The 18,948-nt window shown below is 72.4% G+C and carries 17 protein-coding genes; 16 read left to right on the top strand and 1 reads right to left on the bottom strand.

What is annotated here, in order from left to right:
- Positions 1-63 precede the first annotated feature (63 nt).
- From ACGFRF_RS22235 to ACGFRF_RS22225, 3 genes are read left to right on the top strand one after another with little or no spacing between them, the layout of a single operon-like run.
- A complete protein-coding gene (locus ACGFRF_RS22235; RefSeq protein WP_393742444.1) occupies positions 64-771 on the top strand; it encodes a glycosyltransferase family 2 protein in 708 nt (235 codons plus the stop codon).
- Positions 768-1,385, top strand: a complete 618-nt coding sequence (locus ACGFRF_RS22230) for a DUF2064 domain-containing protein (protein WP_393742442.1) — start codon at positions 768-770, stop codon at positions 1,383-1,385. The genes ACGFRF_RS22235 and ACGFRF_RS22230 overlap by 4 nt, the downstream gene beginning before the upstream one ends.
- Complete coding sequence (locus ACGFRF_RS22225) at positions 1,382-2,182, top strand: class I SAM-dependent methyltransferase (RefSeq protein ID WP_393742440.1); 801 nt, start codon at positions 1,382-1,384, stop codon at positions 2,180-2,182. Before ACGFRF_RS22230 ends, ACGFRF_RS22225 begins: the two co-directional genes overlap by 4 nt.
- Positions 2,183-2,498: 316 nt before the next feature.
- Here ACGFRF_RS22225 and ACGFRF_RS22220 read toward each other — a convergent pair whose 3' ends face one another.
- Positions 2,499-3,809, bottom strand: a complete 1,311-nt coding sequence (locus ACGFRF_RS22220; RefSeq protein WP_393742438.1) for a molybdopterin-dependent oxidoreductase — start codon at positions 3,807-3,809, stop codon at positions 2,499-2,501.
- A gap of 114 nt (positions 3,810-3,923) precedes the next feature.
- Here ACGFRF_RS22220 and ACGFRF_RS22215 point away from each other — a divergent pair, with 114 nt between their 5' ends.
- The 13 genes from ACGFRF_RS22215 (at position 3,924) to ACGFRF_RS22155 (ending at position 18,901) form a co-directional block, all read left to right on the top strand.
- A complete protein-coding gene (locus ACGFRF_RS22215; protein WP_393742436.1) occupies positions 3,924-5,285 on the top strand; it encodes a hypothetical protein in 1,362 nt (453 codons plus the stop codon).
- Between the two features lie 185 nt (positions 5,286-5,470).
- On the top strand, positions 5,471-7,198 hold the full coding sequence (gene ctaD, locus ACGFRF_RS22210) for a cytochrome c oxidase subunit I (protein WP_393742434.1): 1,728 nt from the start codon (positions 5,471-5,473) through the stop codon (positions 7,196-7,198).
- Complete coding sequence (locus tag ACGFRF_RS22205; RefSeq protein ID WP_393742432.1) at positions 7,198-7,575, top strand: hypothetical protein; 378 nt, start codon at positions 7,198-7,200, stop codon at positions 7,573-7,575. The genes ctaD and ACGFRF_RS22205 overlap by 1 nt, the downstream gene beginning before the upstream one ends.
- 462 nt (positions 7,576-8,037) lie before the next feature.
- Entirely contained in the window at positions 8,038-8,829 is a 792-nt protein-coding gene (locus tag ACGFRF_RS22200) for a phytanoyl-CoA dioxygenase family protein (protein WP_393742430.1), read from the top strand.
- A 57-nt stretch (positions 8,830-8,886) separates the two neighbouring features.
- Positions 8,887-11,226, top strand: coding sequence for a B12-binding domain-containing radical SAM protein (locus ACGFRF_RS22195; protein WP_393742428.1), 2,340 nt, complete (start codon positions 8,887-8,889; stop codon positions 11,224-11,226).
- Between the two features lie 5 nt (positions 11,227-11,231).
- On the top strand, positions 11,232-11,357 hold the full coding sequence (locus ACGFRF_RS22190) for a hypothetical protein (RefSeq protein ID WP_262414099.1): 126 nt from the start codon (positions 11,232-11,234) through the stop codon (positions 11,355-11,357).
- Between the two features lie 104 nt (positions 11,358-11,461).
- Positions 11,462-13,015: a B12-binding domain-containing radical SAM protein gene (locus tag ACGFRF_RS22185; protein ID WP_393742426.1), complete on the top strand. Its 1,554-nt coding sequence runs from the start codon at positions 11,462-11,464 to the stop codon at positions 13,013-13,015.
- Positions 13,008-13,841, top strand: coding sequence for a hypothetical protein (locus ACGFRF_RS22180; RefSeq protein ID WP_393742424.1), 834 nt, complete (start codon positions 13,008-13,010; stop codon positions 13,839-13,841). The genes ACGFRF_RS22185 and ACGFRF_RS22180 overlap by 8 nt, the downstream gene beginning before the upstream one ends.
- A complete protein-coding gene (locus tag ACGFRF_RS22175; RefSeq protein ID WP_393742422.1) occupies positions 13,831-14,721 on the top strand; it encodes a hypothetical protein in 891 nt (296 codons plus the stop codon). The genes ACGFRF_RS22180 and ACGFRF_RS22175 overlap by 11 nt, the downstream gene beginning before the upstream one ends.
- Positions 14,714-15,643 carry an ABC transporter ATP-binding protein gene (locus tag ACGFRF_RS22170; RefSeq protein ID WP_393742420.1) on the top strand — a complete coding sequence of 310 codons (930 nt, stop codon included), beginning with the start codon at positions 14,714-14,716 and terminating at the stop codon, positions 15,641-15,643. The genes ACGFRF_RS22175 and ACGFRF_RS22170 overlap by 8 nt, the downstream gene beginning before the upstream one ends.
- The gene (locus ACGFRF_RS22165; RefSeq protein WP_393742418.1) at positions 15,640-16,395 is read left to right on the top strand and encodes an ABC transporter permease; all 756 of its coding nucleotides are present in this window, start codon (positions 15,640-15,642) and stop codon (positions 16,393-16,395) included. The genes ACGFRF_RS22170 and ACGFRF_RS22165 overlap by 4 nt, the downstream gene beginning before the upstream one ends.
- A 5-nt stretch (positions 16,396-16,400) precedes the next feature.
- Positions 16,401-18,239, top strand: a complete 1,839-nt coding sequence (locus ACGFRF_RS22160) for an alpha/beta hydrolase (protein WP_393742416.1) — start codon at positions 16,401-16,403, stop codon at positions 18,237-18,239.
- Entirely contained in the window at positions 18,236-18,901 is a 666-nt protein-coding gene (locus ACGFRF_RS22155) for a DUF6445 family protein (RefSeq protein ID WP_393742414.1), read from the top strand. The genes ACGFRF_RS22160 and ACGFRF_RS22155 overlap by 4 nt, the downstream gene beginning before the upstream one ends.
- Positions 18,902-18,948: the final 47 nt, after the last annotated feature.

Here is an 18,948-nt window from a genome sequence, read left to right as displayed (position 1 = left end):
GCGTCCGCGTTTCGTAAGGAGCGCGCGCCCGTCATGTCCGGTTCCCGTTCGTAGGGTGAAACCGTGACGACCACTTCATCGGACGTCGACGTGGTGCTCCCCTGCCTGAACGAGGCCGACGCCCTGCCATGGGTGCTCGCCCGGATCCCGGCCGGCTGGCGCGCCCTCGTCGTCGACAACGGTTCCACCGACGGCTCGGCCGAGGTCGCCCGCTCTCTCGGTGCGACGGTGGTGCACGAGCCGCGGCGCGGCTTCGGCGCCGCCTGCCACGCCGGGCTGACCGCGGCCACCGGCGCCATCGTGTGCTTCTGCGACTGCGACGCCTCCCTGGACCCCTCGCTGCTCGTCCCCTTCGTCCGCGAGGTCCGGCGGGGCGAGGCCGACCTGGTCCTCGGCCGGCGGCGCCCGCAGGGCCGCGGTGCCTGGCCCGCGCACGCCCGGGCCGGCAATCTCGTGCTCGCCCGGATGCTGCGCCGGCGTACCGGGCTGCGTCTGCACGACCTCGGACCGCTGCGTGCAGCCCGCCGCGAGGCGCTGCTCGGGCTGGGCCTCACCGACCGGCGCAGCGGCTACCCGCTGCAGATGGTCGTGCGCGCGGCCGACGCCGGCTGGCGCGTCGCCGAACACGACGTGCCCTATCTGCCGCGTACCGGGGCCTCGAAGGTGACGGGCACCTGGCGGGGTACCTGGCAGGCGGTACGGGACATGAGCCGTGTCCTGGCCGAAGCACCGGCCACCCAGGCCCCGGCCGACGGGAGGACCGTACGGTGACCACGCTGCTCGTCATCGCCAAGGAGCCGCGTCCTGGACGGGTCAAGACCCGGCTCACTCCGCCGTTCAGCCGGCAGGAGGCGGCGGAACTCGCCCAGGCGGCTCTCGCCGACACCCTGTACGCGGTGGCGGCCGCGCCCGCGTCCCGGCGGGTCCTCGTCCTCGACGGTGCTCCCGGACCGTGGCTGCCGCCCGGCTTCGAGGTGGTGCCGCAGTGCGCGGGCGGCCTGGACGAGCGGCTGGCGGATGCCTTCGCGCACTGTTCCGGCCCGGCCCTCCTCATCGGCATGGACACCCCGCAGGTGACACCGGAGTTGCTGACCGTCGACCTCACGGACTGCGACGCGTGCTTCGGCCCGGCCGAGGACGGCGGTTTCTGGGCGCTGGGGCTGGCCGCAGCCGATCCGGCACTGCTGCGGGGCGTTCCCATGTCGACGCCCGTGACCGGTGCCGTGCAGCGGGCGCGCCTGGTCGCCGCCGGGCTGCGGGTACGGGACCTGCCCCGGCTGCGGGACGTCGATGTCGCCGCCGACGCCCGTGCCGTGGCCGCCCTCGCCCCGCACAGCCGGTTCGCCGCGCGCCTGGCGCGCTGCACGCCGGCCACCGGGCGATGAGCAGCCCGCCCGCCGCCCGCCTCGCGTGGGCGGCGGCCGACCCGTACTCCACCGCCCTGCGCAGCGGCCGGGGCCCGCTGTTCCTGCGCCGTGCGGACGGCTGGCTGCTGCCGCTGGAGGTGGAGCGCTGGTGCGCCCGGGCCGATCCGGTCGACCGGGAGGTCCTGGACCGCTGTGAGGGTGCCGTCCTCGACGTCGGCTGCGGGCCGGGCCGGCTGGTGGCCGAACTCGCCGCCCGGGGCCGGAACGTGCTCGGCATCGACGTCAGCGACGCCGCCGTCGAGCACACCGCGCGACGCCTTCGGTCTCCCCGGCCCGGTCAGCGAGCGCGTGGGGAAGGAAGGGCGCTGCGCCGCTCGGTCTTCGACCCGCTGCCCGGTGAGGGCCACTGGGACACCGTCCTGCTCATGGACGGCAACATCGGCATCGGCGGGGATCCGGCCGCCCTGCTGGAGCGGGTGACCGGGATCCTGCGCCCGCACGGTCTGCTGATCGTCGAGACCGTACCGGTCGACGTCGACGAACGCGCCCGGGTCCAGGTGGTCGATGTCGTCGACGCCTCCTGCGGCACCGGCGCCCCCTTTCCCTGGGCCCGCCTCGGTACCCCGGCCCTGCTCGGGTACGCGCGCGGGGCCGGGCTGCGGGCCGTCGCTCAGTGGGAGGCCGGCGGCCGGTGCTTCGCGGCCCTGCGGGCCCGCAGGGCCAGCAGCAGCGCCGAACCGCCGAAGAGTACGGCGCTGATCAGCAGCCAGCGGGTCAGGAAGCCGTTCGCCGAGAGCCCGGTGGCCGATCGGTAGCGTGCCGCCACCATGCCGCTGATCAGCGGGAACCAGACGAGAAGGAGCAGGGCGGACAGCGCGGCCGGTACCCGCACGTACGGGGTCCAGCCGCGCCGCCCGGCCGCCCCGAGACCCCGCACGACCGCCCGGTCCGCCACGGCGTACAGCGGCAGCAGGACCAGATCGTGCAGCAGGGCGGCGCCCACGAACCACAGCGCCACGCCGGCCCAGTCACCGGCGAACAGCCGTACCCCCGCGTATGCGGCGAGCGCGAAGGAGCAGGCGAGCAACAGCGTCTGCAGCGGACTGCCGAGGGGCGGAGGACGGCGCCTCATCACAGGTCTCCGAACGTGAGTCGGGCCACCCATTTGGTGTTGAGCACACCGGGCGCGGCGGGCACGATGACCCGTGCCGGGTAGCCGTGGTCGGGGGACAGGTCCTCGCCGTTGACCTGCAGGGCGAGCAGGGAGCGCGGGTCGGCCACCTGGTTGGCGCGCAGGGCCGCGTGCCGGAAGGCGCCGTGCCGTTGCAGTGACTCCACGAACACGTCCGGCGGATCGCCGTCGTGTCCGACGAGCGCCGCGAGGTCCCGCAGCCGTACCCCGCGCCACCACTGGTCGGTGGTCGACCAGCCCTCCACGCAGGCGATGGGCAGCGACGAGCTGCGCAGCGGCAGCCGGAGCAGCTCGGCGCGGCCGAGCCGGACGGTGCCGGCGCGGCCGGTGACGACGAGCCGCCAGGAGTCCTCGTGGGTGTCGGCCGGGGTGATGTGGGCGTAGGCGGCCGTCTTGTTGATCTGGAAGCCGTTCGGGCCGCCGCCCGGGTCGGCCGTGCCGTGCGGGGCGAGCAGGGCCGTGCGGCGGACGGGGCCGCCCAGGCTCTGCCCGACGGTGGTCAGGAACAGCAGCAGCGAGCCGCCGCCGACCAGCCCCAGCGCACCACGCCGGGAGACCGTCGGCGGATCGGGGCGCGGGGAGACCAACGGGTCCTGCGGGGGTACCGACGGATCGTGCGGGGGTGGCGACGGGGCGTGCGGGGAGACCGGCGGGTCGCCGGCCGCGGCGGTGTCGGCCGTCAGCCGCCGCCGTACGGTGCGCAGCGCGGTCGGTGTCTTCAGCACCGCGTGGGCCACGAACGCGGCGAAGAACACCCATGCCCCGTAGAAGTGCAACGGGTAGAACGAGCCGGGGAAGACGTAGTCCAGCTGGACGTTGAGCACCCCGGTCGTGAACTCGAACAGCCCGCCGCCGACCAGTAGCAGCAGTGAGATCCGCTCCAGCGCGTGCGCGACGGAGCGGGCCGGCGGCAGCGCGAACAGCTTCGGCACCACCGACCACAGCTTGGCCAGCAGGACGGGGATCAGGGTGATGCCGAGCGTGACGTGCATGCCCTGGGTGAGCCGGTACAGCCATACCGGGTCGGTCGGCCAGGCGAAGAGGTAGAAGCCGAGGACGCCCTTGTCGGGGGTCTGGTCGTTCACCGGGGACAGGCCCGGGTTGTAGGCGGCGTACGACACCAGGCCGGTCACGAACAGCACGGTGATGCCGACGAGCAGGACGAGGCCGAGCACCGAGGTGAACCCCGGGCCGCGCAGGGGGCTGCGCCAGAAGCCGGGAGAGCTGGGGAGCCGGGAATGGTCGCGCATGCCTCGACCGTAGGCCGGGAAGCCCCTGGGCAGCGGTCGGCGACCGATGACGAAACGCTGACGTCGGGTCCCTACGGCGGCCCGCCGCCGCTGCCCCGGCCCTAGCGTGTGGGCGTGACCCGCTTCCTCCGCCGCGATCTGTATGCCGCCGGTGCCGCCGCCCTGCTCGTGACGGTGGCGGTACTGATCGGCCGCCACATCCAGGGCATGCGCCACACGCTGTTCGTGCACTGGCCACCGGTGCTGGCCGAGTGGGATCCGCATGTCGGCCCCGGCACTCCGGCGGCCTTGGCGGTGGCGGTGGCCGCGGTGGTGTACGGCCCCGTCCTCGCGGCTCGTCTGCCCTGGCGCGCGCTGCTCGTGACGGCCTGGGCGACCGCGCTGGCGTGGATCCTCTCGCTCGCGCTCGTCGACGGCTGGCACCAGGGCGTCGCGGGCAAGCTGACCAGCCACAACGAGTACCTGCGCGTCATCCACCGCTTCCACGACATCCCGGCCACGCTGCGCGACTTCACCCACCACATCGTCAGCGGCACCCCCGACCCCTGGCCCGCTCACGTCGCCGGTCATCCCCCGGCGGCCCCCCTGACCTTCGTCCTGCTCGACCGGGTGGGACTGGGGGGCGGCGGCTGGGCCGGGATGTGGTGCATCACCGTGGGCGCGACGGGGTGCGTGGCCGTGCTGGTCGCGGTCCGCGCGCTGGCCGGGGAGGCGCTCGCGCGGCGGGCGGCGCCCTTCCTGGTGCTGGCCCCCGCGGCCGTGTGGCAGGGTACGTCCGCCGACGCCTACTTCGCGGCCGTCGCCGCGTGGGCGGTCGCGCTGCTCGCCCTCGCGCTCACCCGCCGGTCCCTGTCCTGGGCGGCCGGCTCCGGACTGCTGTTCGGTCTGGCCTGCTACCTCTCCTACGGCCTGACGCTCTTCGCGCTGATAGGCGCCGCGGTACTCGTCCTCGGCCGGCGCGAACTGCGGGGACGTCCCACCCTGCTGCTGCCCCTGCTCGCCGGAGTGGCCACACTGCCGGTGGTGTCGGCCCTGGCCGGCTTCGACTGGTGGGAGGCCTACCACCTCCTGGTCACCCGCTACTACCAAGGGGTGGGCGGCACCCGCCCCTACGGCTACTGGATCTGGGCCAACCTCGCCTGCACCGTGCTCATCACCGGCCCGGCGACGGCGGCCGGCCTGCGGCGGACCGCGGGGGCACTGTTCCGCCGACGCGGCGCCGACGAATCCTCGCCGGGGGCCACCGACGGGACGACGGGACGATTCCGCCTGGCGGTCCTCGTGTCGGCCGCGCTGCTCGCGCTGCTCGTCGCCGACCTGTCCGGCATGAGCAAGGCGGAGACCGAACGCATCTGGCTGCCCTTCGCGCTGTGGCTGCTGCCGGCCTGCGCGTTCCTCCCCCGGCGCCGCGCCTGGCTCACCGCGCAGGCCGTGCTCGCGCTGCTCCTCAACCACCTGTTGCTGACCGGCTGGTGACCGCCGCCCCGTCAGCGGCCGAAGGCGCCGACGGCAAGCAGGACACGCTCCGACTGCTCCAGTCGAGTTCGTCTGTCATCCAGAAGGGGGCATTCCACTCGTTCAAGGCTGCGCCCCACCCCTGGCACAGCCAGGATGACGGCTTACGAACGACGTGAAGTGCGAGTCTCGGGAGACCCCTGCTTGTGAGCATCCTCAACGAACCCCACGGTGCCGCGTCCCCCGAGGACTCGTACGAGAACGAGCTGCCGGTCAGGCGCAAGCAGCCCGGCAACGTGGTGGTGAAGTGGCTGACGACCACCGACCACAAGACGATCGGCACGCTGTACCTGACGACGTCGTTCGCGTTCTTCCTGATCGGCGGCGTGATGGCGCTGCTCATGCGCGCCGAGCTGGCCCGGCCGGGCATCCAGATCATCTCCAACGAACAGTACAACCAGGCGTTCACGATGCACGGCACCGTGATGCTGCTGATGTTCGCCACCCCCCTGTTCGCCGGGTTCACGAACTGGATCATGCCGCTGCAGATCGGCGCGCCGGACGTGGCGTTCCCGCGGCTGAACATGTTCGCCTACTGGCTGTACCTGTTCGGCTCGTCCATCGCGGTCGCCGGCTTCCTCACCCCGGACGGCGCGGCCGACTTCGGCTGGTTCGCCTACACTCCGCTGTCCGACGCCGAACACTCGCCGGGCATCGGCTCCGACATGTGGATCATGGGTCTGGCCTTCTCCGGCTTCGGCACCATCCTCGGCGCCGTCAACTTCATCACCACGATCATCTGCATGCGCGCGCCGGGCATGACCATGTTCCGCATGCCGATCTTCACCTGGAACGTGCTGCTGACCGGTGTGCTGGTCCTGCTCGCCTTCCCGGTCCTGGCGGCCGCGCTGTTCGCCCTGGAGGCGGACCGCAAGTTCGGCGCCCATGTGTACGACGCGGCCAACGGCGGCCCGTTGCTGTGGCAGCACCTGTTCTGGTTCTTCGGCCATCCAGAGGTGTACATCATCGCGCTGCCGTTCTTCGGCATCATCACCGAGGTCATCCCGGTGTTCGCCCGCAAGCCGATCTTCGGGTACATGGGCCTGGTCGCCGCGACCATCGCGATCGCCGGCCTGTCGGCCACGGTGTGGGCGCACCACATGTTCGTCACCGGTGGTGTGCTGCTGCCGTTCTTCTCCTTCATGACCTTCCTGATCGCGGTCCCGACCGGTGTGAAGTTCTTCAACTGGATCGGCACGATGTGGAAGGGCAGTCTGTCCTTCGAGACGCCGATGCTCTGGGCGGCGGGCTTTCTCGTCACGTTCCTCTTCGGCGGGCTGACCGGCATCATCCTGGCCTCGCCGCCGATGGACTTCCACGTCTCGGACACCTACTTCGTGGTGGCCCACTTCCACTACGTGGTCTTCGGCACGGTCGTCTTCGCGATGTTCGCCGGCTTCCATTTCTGGTGGCCGAAGTTCACCGGCAAGATGCTCGACGAGCGCCTGGGCAAGATCACCTTCTGGACGCTGTTCGTCGGCTTCCACGGCACCTTCCTCATCCAGCACTGGCTGGGTGCCGAGGGCATGCCGCGCCGGTACGCCGACTACCTGGCGGCCGACGGCTTCACCGCCCTGAACACGGTCTCGACCATCAGCTCGTTCCTGCTCGGTCTGTCGATGCTGCCGTTCCTGTACAACGTGTGGAAGACCGCCAGGTACGGCAAGCCGGTCGGCGTGGACGACCCGTGGGGCTACGGCCGCTCCCTGGAGTGGGCGACGTCCTGCCCGCCGCCGCGGCACAACTTCGTCGCGCTGCCCCGCATCCGCAGCGAGTCCCCGGCGTTCGACCTGCACCATCCCGAGATCGCCATGGCCGAACACGAGGTGAACGTCGGCAAGCGTGACGTGGCCGAGCCAGAAGGCGGCCGGTGATGACATCGCCGCGCCGCCACGGGGCCCCGCTGGACGGGCAGAGCGGCGCACTCGCCAACGAGGTCGAGGGCTATCTCCTGCTGCAGGCGGAGCGGGAGCAGGCGCAGCGCGAGGCCGAAGCCCTCTGCGCACGCCTGCCCTGGCTCACCTCCGGGCAGGCGGAAGACCTCACCCGCCATTACACCGAACAGCGTCTGGGTCTGACACGGCAGGCGCTCCAGGCGACGGCCGACCGGGCCAAGCGCCTGCGCGGCGAGTACGAGGCCCGCTACGCCGCCCTGCGTCGCACCTTGCTCCGACGCCACGCCGTGTGCGCATGCGTTCTGTTCGCCTGTTCCGTCACGACCGGTGCGGGGGTCTGTCTGCTGGCCCGCTGATGCGTCGCGGCGGCGCGGAGACCGGCGGTCCGGGGATGCGGGCCGCCGAGTGCCAGGCCCACTCACGGGTTCACTCGGACGAGTGATATCCGACGTCGGTGAGACGCTCAGGCGTTCCCTTTACATTCCGTGGTGTCTTGTCCGGTCGCGGCGCGCGGGGCAAGCGGTACTCCGGCTGACCACCTGCCGAAAGACCCGTATCGAGAGCCCTCCGAGCCGATCACCGAAAAAGCAAGAACGTCATGTTTGGAATGCGCAAAGTCTGGTTTGTGCTGTTTTGCAGATCGCGAACGGTTCTCGTCCCGGCTGTGGACGCTGTGAAGTGAGCGCTGCTAGCCTCGCTGCACCGATTCGTCGAGGACTGACCATCCTTTTCTCGTTCGGTTCAGCGTTCAGTCAAACGAAGTGACGGGGACTCCGTTGACGAATGACATCGCGCCTACTTTCATCCAGCATGGATTCGTGCACCTCAAAAACGCCGTGGATCTCGCTCCGGGATCCCGCCTCCAGGGGCTTTTCGAGAGCACACTGCGGCGGGAAGGGCTGTCCACGGACGGGCGGCTCACGGTGCCGCCGGGTCTCACATCGCTGCGGCCGAGCCGCGTCGCGGACCTCGCGGACGTGGCCCCCGTGCTCTGGGCGGCCCTGTGCACCCTGCTCGGCGGGGCCGGCCGGATCAAACGGCCCGTCCGCCTCAGCAACGCTCTGATCTGCAACTTCCGTACCACCCAGCTGTCCGAGAGCTGGCACGTGGACGGTGACTTCTTCGTGCACCACCCGGACAGTCCCGAACAGGCACTCCTGCTGTTCGTCCTGTGGTCCGACGTCGGCGAGGGCGCGGGAGCCACCCTCGCCGCGCCCTCGGCCACCGCGGACATCCTGCGCCACCTGGCCCGCCATCCGGCCGGACTGACCAGCGCGCAGATTCCCGCCCGCGATTACGTCGGACCGCCGGCGGACCACCTTTCCCTCACCGGAAAAGCGGGCGACGCCTGGATCCTGCATCCGCTGACCGCACACCGGTCGGCACCCAATCCCACCGGCCGTCCCAGATTCATCTCCAACCCGGCCGTCGCACTCGCCGCACCCATGAATCTCACCGACGGGCCGGCAGAGAAAAGCCCTCTCGAAGAATTGACGCGGCGACTTCTGGGAGAGTCCTGGGCACCGCGCGAGGAAGCGGTACGGAAAACCTTCGTACCGGGACGCATAGCCCGTTGGAACGGCGAAGGCACCTACACCGACCGTTCCTGAATGCCCGCGCCGTCACACGAACTGCCGATTCCCCCGGACCGGGGACGAGGTGAGCCCATGCACGCGCCCACGCCCATATCCACGCACGACAAGCCCGGCTCGCCCCGGGTGCTGCTGGTCAACCCACCGCTGTGGAACCCGTACGCCCCCCACCTTGCCGTGCCCCTCCTGCTGGCCGTGCTGCGCCGGCACCACGTGGCCGCGGCCGCGCTCGACCTGTCCGCCGAGACGATGCGCCATCTGCTCAGCCCGGACGGAGCCGGCGAGTACGCCGCCCACCGCGACCAGACGCTCGGCGCCCGCGCCCGCGACCAGTTCGAAGCGGCCCGGTCGTCGGTGGACCGCGCGGCCGCGTTCCTGCGCTCCCCGCAGAGCGTCACGGACATCGACGGCTACCGTGCCGCCACGGCCGTCTGCCACGCCGTGCTGAACGGAATCGCCGCCCTGACCCCGGGCGCAGAGCTGAGCTTCGACCGCTTCGACCTGCGCCACCGGCCCGTCTCCACCCACCAGGTCATGCACGCCGTGACGGACGCCGTGCACAACCCCTACCTTCCTGTCTTCGAGAGCGTCCTGGTGCCCCGGCTGCGCGCTCTGCCGGACCTCGAAGTCGTCGGCCTGTCCGTGTCCGCCGACTCCCAGCTCATCGCCGCGCTGACCGCCGCCCGTCTCATCAAGCGCGAGCGACCCGACGTGCACATCACCGTCGGAGGCAACTTCGTCACCCGTATCGCCGACCGGCTGTGGCCCGGACACCCGTTCTTCACGCTGGTGGACTCCCTCGTCTGCTACGAGGGCGAGGAGTCGCTCGTCGACCTCGTCGACCGGCTGCTGGCCGGCCGGGCGCTGCACGGCGTGCCCGGCATCGTCGTACCGGACGGTGCAGAGCTGCACCGGTGCCCGTCCGCCACCGCCTCGCTGGCCGAGCTGCCCGTGCCCGACTTCACCGACCACCCGCTGGCCGACGGCTACCTGGCGCCCGGCCCGGTGCTCCCGGTGATCGCCTCCCGCAGCTGCGCCTGGAAGTGCGCCTTCTGCGCGATCCCCTTCGCCTCCGACAAGTTCCGCATCCGGGCACCCGAAGCCGTCGTCGCCGAGATGGACGAGCTGCACCGGCGCCACGGCACCCGGCACTTCCAGTTCGTGGACGAGATCCTGACCGTCCGCAGCATGCGCGCCCTGTCCCGCGGGCTCGCCGACCGCGACTACCGCTGGTACGGCGAGACCCGGTTCTCCCCGACGATCGACCGACGGCTGACGGACGCGCTGTACACCGCCGGCTGCCGCCGTCTGGACCTGGGGCTCGAGTCGTACAACCAGGACGTCCTGGACCGGATGCGCAAGGACATCAAGGCGTCCTGGATCGCGCCCAACCTCGACGCGCTGCTCGCCTCCGGCATCAGCGTCCACCTCTTCGGGATCGCCGGCTTCCCGGGGGAGGCCCGCTGGCAGACGGCGCGCACCGTGGAGTTCGCGGCCGCCACCCTGGCCCGCTCGCGCGAGCGGTACGCCGTGCCGGACAGCACCTTCGGGATCGGTCCGTTCGTGCTGGACGCCCTGTCCCCGGTGGCCGCCGCACCGGACCGGTACCAGGTGCGCCTGCTGTACCAGGACCCCGGCGAGGACCTGCAGATGGCGCTGCGCTACGACTACTTCGGCCCCCTGCCGGAGCCGCGCAGTGCGGAGGACCGGGACATCGCGGCCCGGGCCGACCGCATTCTCAACGGCTCCTCCGGCTCGGCGGACCGCCCCGCCGAGGAGGTCATCTTCCTGCGGGCGGACCGCCGCCGGGGCGGGCGCGGCGACGACACCGCCGTCCGGCCCGGTGTGCCCTGCCCCGGGGCGCACTGGGACCGCACGGTGCTGCGCCCCGCCGAAGGCTGGGTCGTCCGCCTCCGCCAGGGCGACCGGACCCTGCTCTACGAGCCCCGGCAAGGAGCCCTGTTCAGCTTCCCGAGCAGACTGCTGGACGCCCTGCCCGCGAGCGCCACCGACGTCTGCCGCGACGCCTCCGAGCGCGCCCTGGTGCACGCCGCGCTGCACCACCGGTGCCTCGAACCCGTCGAGCCGGGCACGGGCCTGCTGACGGCCGACAGCCAGCTGAGCGGCGAGCTGCTGCTGCGCCTGGGCCCCGGCACCCAGCTGGTCCAGGAGGGCACCGACGTCCTCCTGACCTCGCGGATCACCGGGCAGCGGCTGCGGCTGTCCGCCTCGGGCGCCGCCGTCGCCCGCCTCGTCGCCGACGACGAGGGCGTGTCCTGGGCCCGGCTCACGGCGCGCTGCGCCCCCGGATCCGCACCGCGGCTGCGCACCTTCGTGTGGCGGCTGCTGGTCACCCGGCTCCTGTCCGTCGAAACGCCGGACAGGTCACCGCACCGACTGGCCGAGAGGAGGTGAACCACATGGCAGAGGAGCAGCTCAACACCGCCGAGGCGGAGGTCGAGTTCGAGGACGACGGTTTCTTCGAGCCCACCATCGAGGAGGCCATCATGGCCTCCGGCCTGCACAAGCAGTTCGTCGTGGACTGACCCGCCCGGGGTCGGGTCCGGTGCACCGGGGCCAAGCCGGTGCACCGGGCCCGCACCCATCATCGCGCACATCAGACACCGACGGTCGGCACGAAAGGACACCGATGCCGCAGAGCCCCGCACCGCTGCCGCTGACGCCGGTGGCCCGCACCGCCCCGGCAGCGACCGTGGCCGTGGTCTCGCTGCCCTTCTTCACCCCCTTCGCGACGTGCTACCCGGCCGTGCTCATCACCCGGCGGCTCCAGCAACTCGGCTGCCGGGCCCGGTTCCTCCCGGCACACATGGAGTTCTACGCCTACGCCCGCAGCCGGGGGCTGCCGGAGAGCGCGTACAAGCTGTTCACCAACCGCCACTTCACCGCCGACGTGGCCCTGCTGCCCCTCTGGTCGGCGCCGACCGCCGCCCACCGCGCCGAGCGCGCGGAACTGGCCCGCACGGAGTTCCTCGCCGGTGCCGACGAGGAGGCACGGCTGCGCGACCTGTTCGACGCCTATCTCGACCGGCTGGCCGAGCGCGTCGTCGGCAGCGCGGTGCTCTGCCTGACCAGCACCCACTTCCAGCTGCTGCCCAGCCTGTTGCTGGCCCGCCGCGTCGCGCGCCTCGCGCGGGACAAGGGGATGCCCCGGCCGCGCGTGGTGCTCGGCGGCTACTTCGGCTCCTACCCGGTCGCCCGCGACGTGCTCGCCCTCCATGAGGAGGTGGACGTCGTGGTGTACGGGGAGGCCGAGGACGTCCTCGGTGACGCGGTGCACCACGCCCTCGGCGGCCGGCGCCGCGTCGTCGCCGGCCGGGCCCACACCTTCAAGGAGGCCTACGCGGAGCAGTCCGCTCTCGTCGAGGCAGGCCTGCGCCGCCCCTGGCTGCGCGACCGGCTGGTGGTCAGCATGGAGCTGTCCCGCGGCTGCTACTGGGACCGGTGCGACTTCTGCAACTTCAACGACTCCTACGACGCCCGGTTCAAGATGCACGATCCCGCTCGCGTCCTGGCCGAGATGGCCCATCTGGCGCGGGCCTACGGGCAGCGCCGGTTCCAGTTCCTCGACACCGCGCTGCCCCCGCGTCTGACCGAGGCGGTGGCCGCCTCCGGCGAACACCACGACTACCGGGTCTTCTGCGAGATCAGGCCCGACTTCGGCCGGGAACGGCTGCGCGGGCTCAGCGCGCTGGGCCGGGTGACCGTCCAGCTCGGCATCGAGACCCTGCTCGACGACCACCTCGACCTGATGAACAAACGGCAGTCCGTCGAGGAGGGGGTCCGCATGCTGTACGCGGCCCGCGAGTTCGGCATGCACAGCGTGTGGGGCGTGATGATCGGCCACCCTAAGGAGACGCCCGACCACCGTCGGCGCCTGCTCGGCGAGATCCGCGCGCACCGCAAGGCGGGTCTCCCGGCACCCAAGTACCTGACCGAGTGCGAGCTGCGTCCCGGCAGCGGACTGTGGGAGGAGCGAGGCGAGCTGGGACTGACCGTCGAGTTCCCCTGGCGGATGTTCGACAGCCTCCTCAGTCCGCGGGAACACGCCTGCTCCCTGATCCCCAGCCGGGTGCGCGGCATGCCCTTCGAGGAGCCCGGCTACCGGGCCGACCGGCGCGCGATCAGCGAGGAACTCACGGCCTGGCAGCGGGAGCAGGGCATGGAGGTGGGGCTCGATGCCTGACCTCGCCGGCACGGCCGTGGCGGCCCGCTTCCGCGATGTCACCGTGGACTTCCTCTGCCAAGACCCCGGTGACGCCGCCCACCTGCGGTACTACCTCAGCGACCACCTCGAGCCACAAGACGCCTCCCGGCAACCGGAGGTGAGCGTACGGCTGGAGACCGACGGGGGCGGCTCCTTCACGGCGGCGCTCGGCACGGCCACGACCAAGCGCGTCTGGTGGCGCACGCCGGCCGCACCGTGGCGGCTCTACGAGGAGTGGGGGACGCGGGCCAGGTTGCCCTCGCCCGTACCGCCGTTCGGTCTGTCCCCGCTGCGCGACCTCGTGCGCACGGGGCACGGGGCCGCGCTGGCCGCTCCCGACGGCAGCGCACACGCGCTCGCCGTCACCGGTTCCAGTGGCGCCGGCAAGTCGGTCGTCCTCGTCCATCTCCTCCGGGTGGGCTGGCGGTTCGTCTCCGACGACCTGCTGGTGACGGACCGGCGGACGCATGGACGCCTGTACTACTACGGGCGTCCCGTGGGTGTCCGCGAGCGCAGCCTGCCGCTGCTGCCGTGGCTGGACGCCGCGCTGCTGGCCGACGCCCCGCGCGTGCCGACCCGCTGGGGCGACACCTGGATGGTGCGGCCGCAACGGCTCGGCCGGTGCGCCCCGGCCGACCAGCCGCTCCAGCTGGCCTGGCGCCTCCATCTGGTGCGCGGTGACCGCTTCACCGCGCGGACCGAGGGCCGCGCCTCGCGCGTCACCTGGGATCCGCAACGGCACCTGCACGACGTTCTGGACGTGTGCCGGCGGCTGACGGGAGAAGGAGACGCCCATGACGCCTGACCCGCCGCTCCCCGCGGGGGGCCCGGAGCACGCCGAGCGCCTGCTCGACTTCTTCGGCACCGTGGTGCGCGTCCGGTGCGCCCCCGCGGACGCCACGGACCTCGACTTCTTCTTCGGCCCGCACCGCGCACCACCCGGCGCGCGGGCGCGGTACCGGGTGGAACTGTCCGCCGGTGGCGGCGGGTTCCTGCGCTCGCTCTTGGCCAAGGACGACGCCCCGAAGTCCTTCCGGTTGAGCGTGGAGCCCGGCGGCCGGCTCATCGAGGAGCGTCGTTTCACCCGGTGGTCGTCGGTGCCGTCGCCGCTGCCGCCGTTCCGGACGATGCGCGAGAGCGTCGCGGCGGTGCAGGCCACGGTGCTCGTGCGCGGGAGCCGCTGTGTGGCCTTCTTCGGCGAGCCGCACAGCGGCAAGACCAGCCTCGGCCTGGCGCTGCTGGCCCGCGGATGGGCCCTCGCCTCGGACCAGTTGCTCGTCGTCGAACGCGCCACCGGTGCGGCCCGGCCGTATCTCACGCCGACCGGTGTGCGCGGCCGTACGCTGACGGCGATGCGCGAGGGGACACTGGCCGGGCTGGAACAGCGCCGCTCCTTCTGCACGGTGAGCGGTGAAGTGGTGCTCGCGCGGCCGGAGAGCCTGGGCGCGGTGGTGCCCGTCGGACGCCGGCTGGGGCCGTTGCACCTGGTCGCCGTACGGCGCGCGGGTGCGGCGGCGCCGACGCTCGTGCCGGGCGGGCCCACACCGCGCGTGTGGCCGGCCGGGGCCTGGTCCTGGCTGGGCGGCACGCTCGCGACCGACCGAGCACGGAGCCTGCTGACGCTGCCCGCCGAGGGCGGGGAACAGGCGGGCGCGGACCTTGTGGAGGAGTACTTCGGTGCCTAGCCTGACCGTCGATCAGATCACCAAGCGCTACCGTACGGGGACGGAGGCCCTGTCCGGCGTCTCCTTCGCCGTGGAACCGGGGACCCTGCTCGCCGTGGTGGGCCACAACGGCGCCGGCAAGTCGACGCTGCTGAACATCGTCTCGGGGCTGATCCGCCCCACGTCCGGCACGGTCACCACCGACGTCGGCCGCGGCCGGGTGATGTGGGCGCCGCAGCGCACGATGGTCGACTGGTCGCTGACGGTGCGTCAGAACATCGAGCTGGTAGCCCGGTTGACCGGCACTCCGGTCTCCGCCGTCGACCGTGTGCTGGAGCTGCTCGACCTGGACAAGGTCCGTTCCCAGCAGGCCGAGTACATCTCCGGCGGACAGCTGCAGCGCGTCCAGATCGGCCGCGCCCTGGTGGCCGAAGCGGCCGTCTACGTGCTCGACGAGCCGACCGCCGGTCTCGACCCGGCGGCCGGCGAACTCGTCATGGAGCACCTGCGCGAGCGGGCCGGTGCGGGCAGCACGGTGCTGGTCTCCTCGCACGACCTGGACGCCGTCGAGCGGGCCGCGTCCGATCTCGTCCTGCTCGACGAGGGGCGGCTGCGCGCCCACCTGCCCATCCAGGAGTTCATCCGGCGGGCGGGTGCCACCATGAAGGTGAGCGTGGTGTTCGCCGAGCCCATGCCCGAGCCCCTGCCGGACCGACTCGCCGCCGGACTGCCGCCGGAGTGGACCCTGGAGACCGCGGCGGACCGCGGCGGTCTGTCGGTGCAGGTACCCCTGGCCACCGGTCTGCGCCCGGTCCTCGCCTGGCTGCCTCCGGAGCTGCGGGTGCAGGACCTCAGCGCCGAGAAGCAGTCCCTGCGCGATGTGTACCTCGCGCGCTACGCCGAACGGACCCCCGCCTCCGAGAGTGTGATGGTGCAGCAGTGAAGACCTCCCTGACGCTGGCCCGCTTCCACCTGCTCAGCGTGTGGAACTGGCGCACCAGCCATCTCAGCCGGGTCATCGAGGCCCCCGCGTATTTCCTCTTCATGGTCACCGGCCTCAGCACCCTCGTCGCGGGCGCCCGCATCGACGGCATGACCTACGACGACTTCGCCTATGCGGGCGTACTCGTCGTGATCGCCGTCCGCGCTCTGTTCTGGTGCATGGGCGACGTGGCCAACGACCGCAAGTGGGGGGTGTACGCCGTCGCCCGGACCAACGACGTGTCCTTCCCGCAGTACATCGGCTCGATCCTGGCGGCGAACACACTGGTCGCCACCGTGCAGATCGCGGCCATCGCCGTCCTGAAGCAGTTGCTCGGACGGGGCAGCCCCGTCCAGGACCTGAGGATGGCCGGCCTGGCCGTGCTGGTGTGTCTGCTGACCGTGCTGACGGGCTGTGCGCTGGGGTTCGGGGTCAACAGTTACAGCAAACGCGACCTCATGACCTCCCTGTTCAGTCTGCCGCTGGTCATGACGGCGCCCCTGTTCTACTCCCTGGACGACCTTCCGGCGTTCATGCGGGTGCTCGCGGCGGTGAACCCGTTCACGTACTGCGTGCTGCTGGTCCGCTCCCCCGCCGCGGACAGCTTCCCGGCGCAGGCGGTCGCGGGCTGCCTGGTCGCCGCACTCCTCGTGGCGGGCGCCCTGTTCCTGGCCTCCGGCCGGCACGAGCTGGCCTCCAACGAGCAGGGCTGAGCGGGATGCGGGCACACGGGGAGAGCGGCGTACCGGATCCCGAGGAACCGGTGGCCGTGCACGGGCTGGTGACCGTGGGCACGGCCGGTTACTGGTGGCAGGACACCGAGACGGGTGCCCGGCTGCTGCGCGGGGACGCCTCCGGGGTGCACGAGGTCGTCCTGCCGGAGGGACCCGACGGCTTGGTCCCCCTGGCTGTCCACCCGGCCGACGGCACTCCCGCCGTCGTCCTGTACGGCCATCCCGGGGGCGACTACGGCTATCTGTCGGAACCCGGCACGCCGGACCTCGTGCTCGCCCGTCGCCCCAGCCTGGTACGCCTGGCGCGCGTGCCGTCGGCGACCGGCGGCGAGACGGGTCCGGGCTTCGTGTACACGGGCTTCGCCCCGGGCGCACGGCTGGCCGATCCGCCGGTGGAGGGACTCAGGGTCGCGGTGCACCGCACCGGTGAGCCCTTCGCCCACGACCGGCCGGTGGCGCTCGACGACGATCCGGGCGCCCTGGTGGCCCTGGAGGCGACGGCCGATCCCGCCGCCGTCCTGGTCAGGTCGACGCAGCACGGCTCGACGACCCAGCGCCTGCTGCGTTTCGACCCCGCGACGGGCCGCCCCGCCGTCACCCCACTGCCGGCGGCGACGACCCCGCGGACCCGTCTGCTGTTCGGCGCGGACCGCTGGTGGCACGGTGAGGCGCTCGGCACGCCCAGAGCGGTGCTGCGCGCGCTGCCGCCCGGCGAGACGGATCCGGCCGCGGGCGAGCCGGTCGCCTTCCCCGAGGGGACGGCACTGGCCTGGTGCTGGGGCACTCGCCACGGTGTGATCGTCCGGACCGTCGCCGGGCGCGGGGCTCAGGCCGCCGAGGCCCTGTACCGGATCGACGGGGAGACGCTGGAGCCGCGACGGGTGGCGGGGGGACGGCCCGGTGACTCGTTCCCCGACGTCACCGCCTCGCCCGCCGCAGACTGCGCGCTGTGGCTGAGGGTGTCCCGTCGACCGGACGGCACCGCGGCCGGACGGATGGAACTGCTCCCGGACCGCGAGAGGGCACCGCGCCCCTTCCGCACGACCCCCTGGCCCGCGCCCGTGCCCCGCACCACCCGGTACTGCACGGCGGGCGACGGCAACCGGCTCCCCGTGCAGCTGTCCGGCACGGCGGGTCCCGTCCTGCTGCTGGAGCACGGAGGACTGACCGCCCTCGCCAACGCGCCCATGGAACGCGCCGTGGAGGAGCTGGCCCGCGCGGGGCAGCTCACGGTGGCCCGGGCCGTGACGCGGTCGCTGGTCCCCGCCCATCGCGTGCCCACCGGGGAACGCGGCTACAACGACCTCCTGCACGCGGCCCGCCTGCTGCGCCAGGAGATCGGGCCACACCGACCCCTCCTCGTCCTCGGGCACAGCATGGGCGCGGTCGGCGCCGCACGCGCGGTCCTGCTGGAACCCGCGTTGTTCGACGGCTGGATCCTGCGTTTCCCCGTCACCGACCTGGTCGGCTTTCCCGCCCTCGGTATCGGCCGGCACTGGACGGCCATGCTCGGCGACCCGTCCCGTCCCGGCCATCTGAGCGCCCTCACCGCGCTGTCGCCGCTCCACCTGCCGTTGCCCACCGGTCCCCTGCCGCCGTTGCTGATCCAGACCGGAACCCATGACACCCGGGCCGACGCCCGGCACGGCCGGCGCCTCGCCGACCGGCTGAGCGCGAGGGCGCCCGTGACCCTCAGCGAGTACCCGGTCGGGCACGTCGAGCGGTTCTGCCAGGCCGCCTCACGCCGGGCCGTGGCGGAGGTGACGGCCTTCATCCGCGGCTGCCCGGCCGTCGTCCGTGACCTCGAAGGAGCCTCGCAGTGACCGTCACCGGCATCGACCACGCCTCCCTCGTCGTCGTCGACGACGTGTACGCCGACTTCGCACGCGCCCGGGCCGCCGCGCTGGCCCGCACCTTCACTCCTCGGACCGACAGTGCCTTCGCCTACCGCACCGCGCCGGCGCCGCGCTGGATGGAGGAGGAGGCCATCGGCCGGATCTGTGAGGTGCTCGGGCCCGGGAGCCGGGAGGAACTGATCGCCAATCACCTGCACATGTCCTCGGCCATGGACTGGAAGGTCAACCTGCACCGCGGTGCCCGGATCCACGTCGACGAGGCCCGCTGGGCGGGCGTGCTCTACCTCAACACGGCGGAGCAGTGCCGAGGCGGCACGTCCCTGTACGCCCACCGGCGTACCGGCGTGCGCCACTTCTTCGAACTGCGCGGCCGTCCGGACGCCCAGGAGATCCTCGCCGACGGCGGCGACATCGCCAACTGGCGGGAACTGGTCTCCCTGGCGATGGTGCCGAACCGGCTCGTGCTGTTCGACCCCGGCCAGTTCCACCAGGCGCAGGGGTACTTCGGCGACAGCAAGTCCTCGGCCCGGCTGATCCACAACTTCTTCTTCCGCCACATCCCGGCCCACTTCGACCCCGGCCGGCGCGCGGAGGGGGCGGACGACACCGCGGGCTCGCCGGCACGGTGAACGCCGCGGCCCGGCGGTGCCGCTGCGCTGCTGAGCGCTGCGTTGAC

The sequence above is a fragment of the Streptomyces sp. NPDC048521 genome, from assembly GCF_043199855.1.
In the GTDB taxonomy this organism is placed as follows: Bacteria; Actinomycetota; Actinomycetes; order Streptomycetales; family Streptomycetaceae; genus Streptomyces.
Note: the sequence above shows the minus strand (reverse complement) of the source record. Positions and strands in the feature narration are given on the sequence as shown.

What these genes read in the sequence shown, in the direction of transcription:
- ACGFRF_RS22225 (WP_393742440.1), top strand. Translation starts at nt 1,382, where the DNA reads ATGAGCAGCCCGCCCGCCGCCCGCCTCGCGTGGGCGGCGGCCGACCCG.
- ACGFRF_RS22205 (WP_393742432.1), top strand. Translation starts at nt 7,198, where the DNA reads ATGACATCGCCGCGCCGCCACGGGGCCCCGCTGGACGGGCAGAGCGGC.
- ACGFRF_RS22175 (WP_393742422.1), top strand. Translation starts at nt 13,831, where the DNA reads ATGACGCCTGACCCGCCGCTCCCCGCGGGGGGCCCGGAGCACGCCGAG.
- ACGFRF_RS22220 (WP_393742438.1), bottom strand. Translation starts at nt 3,809, where the DNA reads ATGCGCGACCATTCCCGGCTCCCCAGCTCTCCCGGCTTCTGGCGCAGC.
- ACGFRF_RS22160 (WP_393742416.1), top strand. Translation starts at nt 16,401, where the DNA reads ATGCGGGCACACGGGGAGAGCGGCGTACCGGATCCCGAGGAACCGGTG.
- ACGFRF_RS22180 (WP_393742424.1), top strand. Translation starts at nt 13,008, where the DNA reads ATGCCTGACCTCGCCGGCACGGCCGTGGCGGCCCGCTTCCGCGATGTC.
- ACGFRF_RS22185 (WP_393742426.1), top strand. Translation starts at nt 11,462, where the DNA reads ATGCCGCAGAGCCCCGCACCGCTGCCGCTGACGCCGGTGGCCCGCACC.
- ACGFRF_RS22190 (WP_262414099.1), top strand. Translation starts at nt 11,232, where the DNA reads ATGGCAGAGGAGCAGCTCAACACCGCCGAGGCGGAGGTCGAGTTCGAG.
- ACGFRF_RS22195 (WP_393742428.1), top strand. Translation starts at nt 8,887, where the DNA reads ATGCACGCGCCCACGCCCATATCCACGCACGACAAGCCCGGCTCGCCC.